Source organism: Myxococcus sp. CA005, from assembly GCF_006518205.1.
In the GTDB taxonomy this organism is placed as follows: Bacteria; Myxococcota; Myxococcia; order Myxococcales; family Myxococcaceae; genus Myxococcus; species Myxococcus xanthus.
Genome location: NZ_SRLV01000103.1, coordinates 22,575 through 28,819, shown reverse-complemented (window position 1 = coordinate 28,819; position 6,245 = coordinate 22,575). Strand labels below are relative to the sequence as shown.

The window sequence follows — 6,245 nt, the reverse complement described above, 5'->3', positions numbered from 1 at the left end:
GCTCCCTCCAGCCCTCCAGCCCCGACGGGAGCACGCGCACCGGCGCAGTCCGGCACGGCGGCCCCTGCTTCGGGACAGCCCCAGGTGTGGCCTCCGGCCCAGGCCGGCGCCAGCGGCACGCCGCAGGTGTGGCCCCCCGCGCCGGCGCAGCCGACCGCGCCGCCCACGCTGCATTTCGCCACGCCGGTGGCGCCGCCTCCAAAGCCCGCGGCGGCTCCGCGCGGCGAGCCCGCGTTCCTCGTCTTCCCGAACCCCGGCGCCGCGCAGAACGCGCAGCCGCCCCGTCCCAAGCCCGCCTCGCTGGAGAGCCGCCCCCCGGCTCCGCCCGCGAGCCAGGACGTGCCGGACTGGACGCTGGCCCAGGCCCGCGCGGCGCTGAAGGAAGCCACCAAGGACCGCGACCGCCTCATCGACGTGGCGCTGCGCTTCGGCCGCAGGACCTTCGACTACGTCGCCTCCTTCGCCGTGCTACGGGGCGGCGCCACGGGCCTGGAGGCTCGCGGCGAGGGCATGGCGGGAGAGCAGCTCACGCAGGTGTCCATCCCGCTGGATGCCAGCAGCGTCTTCCGCACGGTGGCCGTCACCCGCGGCAGCTACGCGGGCCCGCTGCCCCCGGACGCGCTCACGCGGCACTACCTGGAGCTGTTCGGACGCCAGACGCCGCGCACCGTCTTCCTGTACCCGGTCGAGGTGAAGGGCCGGCTGGTGGCCATCCTCTACGGTGACTGTGGCCAGCGGCCCATCAGCCAGCGCCGCCTGTCCGACTACATCCTGTTCTGCCAGGACCTGCCGGCGGCCTTCCAGGAGCTCATCCTCTTCCGCAAGCAGCGCGTGTCGGAGCTGCGCGCGCCGGACGAGATGGAGCTCACCATCGACGTGGACCTGCCCGTGGCCCCCGCGCCCGCGCCTGCCCCCGCGGTGGTCGCCGGCCTGGGCTGGAGCCCCTTCTTCGGCCGAGGCGCCACCGGCAACATGGGCCGCGCCGCCGCGCTGCCGCCGCGCGCGCAGTCACAAGAGGAGCGCCCGCCGCCGGACTTCGCGCCGCTGCTGCGCCGCCTCACCGGTCCGGACGCCGCGCAGCGCGCCAACGCCATGGCGGAGCTGGCGCGCTCGCCCGAGGCCAGCGCCCGGGTGCTGGCCCAGCACTTCCCCGGCCCCACGGCCTGGAGCCGGCTGCCCGTGGTGGAGCTGCCCGAGGCGGACGAGCTGGGGCCCATCCCCGGCGCGCTGTCCCGGCTGGGCCGCCCCGCCGCGCAGGCCGTGTCGCCGCTGCTGGACTCCCAGGACGCGGACACGCGCTACTTCGCGCTGCTCACCGCCGGCAACCTCCCCTACGTGGAGTTGGTGGACGGCGTGCTGCGCGGTCTGTTCGACCTGGAGCCGGACATCTCCAGCGCCGCGCGCGTGGCCGCCGCCGCGCTCAAGCAGTTGCCCCGGCTGGACGCCTCCCTGCGCGACCTGCGCCACGAGCTGAGCAGCCGAGACCCGCTGCGCCGCTCGCTGGCCGCGCGCGCCCTGGGCACGCTGCATGACCGCGACGCGATTGAGGGCCTCATCCGTCTCACGGGCGGCGACGACGAGATGTGCGCCCAGGCCTCGGCGGAGGCGCTGCGGGAAGTGACGCGCGCCACGCTGGGACTGGACCCGCGTCAGTGGTCGGCGTGGTGGGCGGAGAATCGCAGCCGCCGCCGCGCGGACTGGCTCGTCTCCGCGCTGCGCCACCGGGAGTTGGACGTGAGGCTGGCGGCCATCGAGGAGCTGAGCCGCGCGCTGCACGACACGCTGGGCTACTACGCGGATGCCCCCGAAGCCGAGCGTGAACAGGCGGTGCGCCGCTGGGAGTCCGCGGCGGTGGAGCCGGCCAACGCGCGTCGGCTGGGCATGCTCTAGTCCCCTGCATCGGAGCGCCCCATGACGGGTGGGATGTGGATCAGCCTCCTGGCCTGCGCGGGCCAGCTCGCCTTGGCGGGCCTTGCCCTGGTGCGCGTGGGCAAGAGTCCGTTGGCGCTGCCGCTGTCGCTGCTGTCCATCGCCCTGTCGACGTGGAACTTCTCCGGCTTCGCGCTGGTGCGCGCGGACGAGGACGGCTGGCGGCTGGTGGGCTTCACCGCGGGCTTGATGACGGTGCCGTGCGCGCTGCACTTCATCCTGTCCTTCGTGGGACGGCGACGAAGCCTCGCCTGGGCCATGTACGGGGCCTATGCCCTCTTCGGCGCGTTGGCGCTCGCCATGCTGGTGGCGTTGGGCGCCCCCACGCTGGAGGCGCACCTGCTCACGCTGCGCTTCGGGCTGCTCGTCTCCGCGCTGGCCATTCCCATCCTCGGTGGAGGCTTCGCGCTCCTGGGATTCCACGTGCTGCACTCGCGACACCCGGACGAGCGCGCCCGCGCGGGCCTGGTGCTGTTGGGGCTCACGCTGGTGGTGGCCCTGCTGATGACGGAGCTGGCGGCGGAGCTGGGCCTGGAGGTGGTGCGGCTCGGCCACGTGGGCACGCTCCTGGGCTTGCCGGTGATGGCCACCGCGGCGCTGCGCTTCGGCCTCTTCGGAGACGACCCGGGTGCGCCCCGGCTCGCGCTGCACGCGGCGGGCATCGCGGGGCTGGGGGTGCTGGCCTATCTCGCCGTGGTGCGGCTCTTCGTCGCGCAGGCGGGCACGCTCATCATCTGCACCACGGCGGTGACGTTCGCCCTGGTGGCGGCGACCCGCCGGGGCGTCACCGCCTACGTCAGCCGAAGCGAGCGACTGGAGCGGCTCGCCACGCTGGGCCGCTTCTCCGCGCAGATGGCGCACGACCTCAAGAACCCCATCGCCGCGATGAAGGGCGCCGCGCAGTACCTCAAGGAGGAGCACGCGCGCGGGCGTTCGTGGGACGGGCAAGGCGAGTTCCTGGACCTGCTGCTGGAGCAGGTGGAGCGCCTGGACCGGGTGGTGGACACGTATCAGCGGCTGGCGCGCGTGGAGCCCCTGCCAAAGCCGGTGGACCTGCGCCGGCTGGTGGAGGGCGTGCTGTCGCTCCAGGTCTTCGCCAGCCCGGGCAAGGTCGTCATCATCCGGGAGCTGGCCGCCGGCCTGCCCCCCTGCGCGGGGGACCAGGACCTGCTGGCCAACGCCCTGGAGAACCTGGTGCGCAACGCCTGCGAAGCAATGCCGGGAGGTGGCACCCTCACCGTGCGCGCGCTGCGTGACGGTGCCGACGTGGCCATGGAGGTAGAGGACACCGGCGAGGGCATGGACGCTCGAACACGCGAGCGTGCCTTCGACGACTTCTTCACCACCAAGGCCTCGGGCAGCGGCCTGGGGCTGGCCTTCGTCCGGCGCGTGGTGGAAGCGCATGGCGGCGAGGTGCTCCTGACAAGCCGGGAGGGGCGCGGTACGGTGGTCCGGATGCGCCTGCCCGTCACGGACGCGAGCCTGGGCGGCGCAGGCGTGGGAGAAGCCGCGTGAACGAATCATTGAGAGGCACGGTGCTGCTGGTCGACGACGACCCCGCCGTGGCCAAGGTGCTGGGCGCCCTGCTGACGCAGGCGGGCCTGACGACGCATGCGGCGCGCGACGGGCAGGAAGCCCTGGCGCTGCTGGCAAGCAAGCCGGTGGACGTGGTGGTGAGCGACGTGCGCATGCCGGGCATGGATGGCCTGCAGGTGCTCGCGGAGGTGGCGCGCGGCTGGCCGGACGTGCCCGTCATCCTCCTCACCGCGCACGGCACGGTGCCGCTGGCGGTGGAGGCGATGAAGGCGGGCGCCGCGGACTTCGTGCTCAAGCCCTTCGACCGGGAGGAGATTCTCTTCACCGTCCGCAAGGCGCTGCTGCGCGCGCAGGGCGAGGAGGCGCGCCAGCAGGTGCGGCCCACGGGTGGCTTCATCGGCCGGAGCCGGGCCATGGCGGACGTACAGGCCGTGCTGGCGAAGGCGGCCGCCGGTACAGCCACGGTGCTGCTGCGCGGCGAGTCCGGCACGGGCAAGGAGCTGGCAGCCAAGGCCGTTCACGACGCCAGTCCCCGGCGGGATGGCCCCTTCGTGAAGCTGCACTGCGCGGCGCTGCCGGACACCCTGCTGGAGAGCGAGCTGTTCGGCTACGAGAAGGGCGCCTTCACGGGCGCCGCCACGCGCAAGCCGGGGCGCGTGGAGCTGGCCCATGGCGGCACGCTGTTCCTCGATGAGGTGGGCGACATCTCCCCCGCGGTCCAGGTGAAGCTGCTGCGAGTCATCCAGGAGCGCGAACTGGAGCGGCTGGGCGGCACGCAGACGGTGAAGGTGGACGTCCGCTTCGTGGCGGCCACGCATCAGCCCTTGGAAGAGCGTGTGAAGGAAGGCCGCTTCCGCGAGGACCTCTTCTACCGCCTCAACGTGGTGCCCGTGTGGATACCGGCCCTGCGCGAACGCCCGGACGACATCGAGCCGTTGGCCCTGCACTTCCTGGAGGTCCACGCGAAGACGAACGGGCGCCCGCCCTTCACCCTCATGACCGACGGGCTCGCGGCGCTGCGGGCCCAGCCGTGGCCCGGCAACGTGCGCCAGCTCCAGAACTTCCTGGAGCGGTTGGTGGTGCTCTCCGACACGCAGGTGATTGGCGGGCGGGAAGTCCTTCAAGAGCTGGCGCGCCAGCCAGGCCTGGCCCCCGCCCCCTTCGCCGCGACACCTTCCGTCAGCGCCCTGGAAGCGCCAACGGTGCCTGTCACGGACTCCGCCCGGACACTGGAGTCCCAGCGCAAGGAGATGGAGCGCCAGGCGATGGCGGATGCGCTCAAGCGCGCGGGCGACAACCGGACGCTGGCGGCGCGGCTGCTCGGCATCAGCCGGCGCACGCTCTACAACAAGCTGGAGGAGTACGGGCTGCTGTAGTCAGCCCTCAGTCACGCTCCGTCGCGAGCGCATCCAGCTCCTCGTGGAAGGCCTGGATGAGCGCATGCGGGTCGGTCACCCGGCCCGCGTCCGCCGCCACGCCCACCGTCACCTGCCCGGCGTAGCTGAAGAGGCTCACGCCCAGCCCCAGATGGCCCGTCTGGGGAACCCAGAACGTCAGGCCCTCCAGCCGGCTGCCCGCCAGGGACACCGCCGCACGCGGGCCGGGCACGTTGGTGGCAATCAACGAGGCCTTGGAGCCGAAGGTATCCACCACCCACCGCTCCAGCGCCGCTGGCGTGTACCCCAGCAACTCCAGCGCGCCGAAGGTCAGCACCGCCTCCGGCGAGCGCTTCAGCCGCTCCATCCGCCGCACCAGCTCCTGCAATCGGCGCTGAGGCGTGCCCAGTTGCACGGGCAACCGAAGGAAGACGACGCCGAAGTGGTTGCCCAGTTCGCGAGGCACGGGCACGTCGAGAGGCCGCAGATTCACGGGCACCAGCGCGTGCAGGTCCTCGGGTGGCTCCCCCAGCGACTCCAGGTAGCGCCGCAGCGCGCCCGCCACCGCCGCCAGCAGCACGTCATTCACCGTGCCGCCCAGCGCGCGGCCCACGGCCTTCACTCGCTCCAGCGGCACCGGGTCCGACCAGGCGGCGCGCTTCTGCGTCCCCAGCGGCCCCCGCAGTGACGTGCGCGGGTCCGGCGGAATCACCAACAACTTGCCCATGGCCGCGGCGCCCCGAGCCCCCTGCACCAGCAGGTCGCCCACGAGAATCGGCTCCGCGGCCAGCTCCGCGCCCTTGCGCCACACCGCGCGCGCGGTCCCCGCCACCGCCCGAGCCCCGCGCACCCAGCTCGCGAGCCCACCGGTTGAGGGCCTCGACGTGGGCTCGGGCGCCTCGGCGGCCATCTCCGCCTCCGCCCCATCCGTGAGCGTCAGCAGCACCCGCGCCAGGGCCATGCCGTCCGCGAGACAGTGATGCAGCCGCGCCAGCAGCACGTCGCGCCCGTCCGCGGCCGACATGACATGGAACTGCCACAACGGCCGGGAGCGCTCCAGGGGCGTGCTCATCCACTCCCCCACCAACGACTCCAGCGCGGCGCGGTCCCCGGGCGGGGGCACGTCGAGCCGCGACAGGTGCCAGTCCAGGTCGAGCTCGGCGACCTCCTCCCACTGCGGCAGGCCCACGAGTCCCGCCACCGCGCGCTGGCGAAAGCGGGGGTAGCGCTCCACCAGCCGTTCCCGCACCACCGTCCGCAGCCGCTCGAAGTCCAGCCGGCCCTCGAACCAGAGCACGGCGGTAATCATCATCAGGTTGGCGGGTTCCTCCATGTGGAACCACAGCGCGTCCACACTCGACATCCGCTCCTGCGCCGCCATGTCTCACGACCTCCCGGAGAAGG

The 6,245-nt window shown here is 73.2% G+C and carries 4 protein-coding genes; 3 read left to right on the top strand and 1 reads right to left on the bottom strand.

The genetic code is table 11. The features are described from left to right. From FMQ63_RS31930 to FMQ63_RS31920, 3 genes are all read left to right on the top strand, one after another. A partial coding sequence (locus FMQ63_RS31930; RefSeq protein ID WP_141276850.1) for a HEAT repeat domain-containing protein occupies positions 1–1,890 on the top strand: 1,890 nt, incomplete at its 5' end. A gap of 21 nt (positions 1,891–1,911) precedes the next feature. Continuing rightward, entirely contained in the window at positions 1,912–3,444 is a 1,533-nt protein-coding gene (locus FMQ63_RS31925) for an ATP-binding protein (RefSeq protein WP_011551249.1), read from the top strand. After that, a complete protein-coding gene (locus FMQ63_RS31920) occupies positions 3,441–4,841 on the top strand; it encodes a sigma-54 dependent transcriptional regulator (protein WP_011551248.1) in 1,401 nt (466 codons plus the stop codon). Before FMQ63_RS31925 ends, FMQ63_RS31920 begins: the two co-directional genes overlap by 4 nt. 7 nt (positions 4,842–4,848) lie before the next feature. Here FMQ63_RS31920 and FMQ63_RS31915 read toward each other — a convergent pair whose 3' ends face one another. Next, positions 4,849–6,222 carry a wax ester/triacylglycerol synthase family O-acyltransferase gene (locus tag FMQ63_RS31915; RefSeq protein ID WP_011551247.1) on the bottom strand — a complete coding sequence of 458 codons (1,374 nt, stop codon included), beginning with the start codon at positions 6,220–6,222 and terminating at the stop codon, positions 4,849–4,851. Between the last annotated feature and the right edge of the window lie 23 nt (positions 6,223–6,245).

Bases quoted from the DNA above. Each gene is read 5' to 3' on its own strand.
- FMQ63_RS31915 (WP_011551247.1), bottom strand. From the start codon at position 6,222: ATGGCGGCGCAGGAGCGGATGTCGAGTGTGGACGCGCTGTGGTTCCAC.
- FMQ63_RS31925 (WP_011551249.1), top strand. From the start codon at position 1,912: ATGACGGGTGGGATGTGGATCAGCCTCCTGGCCTGCGCGGGCCAGCTC.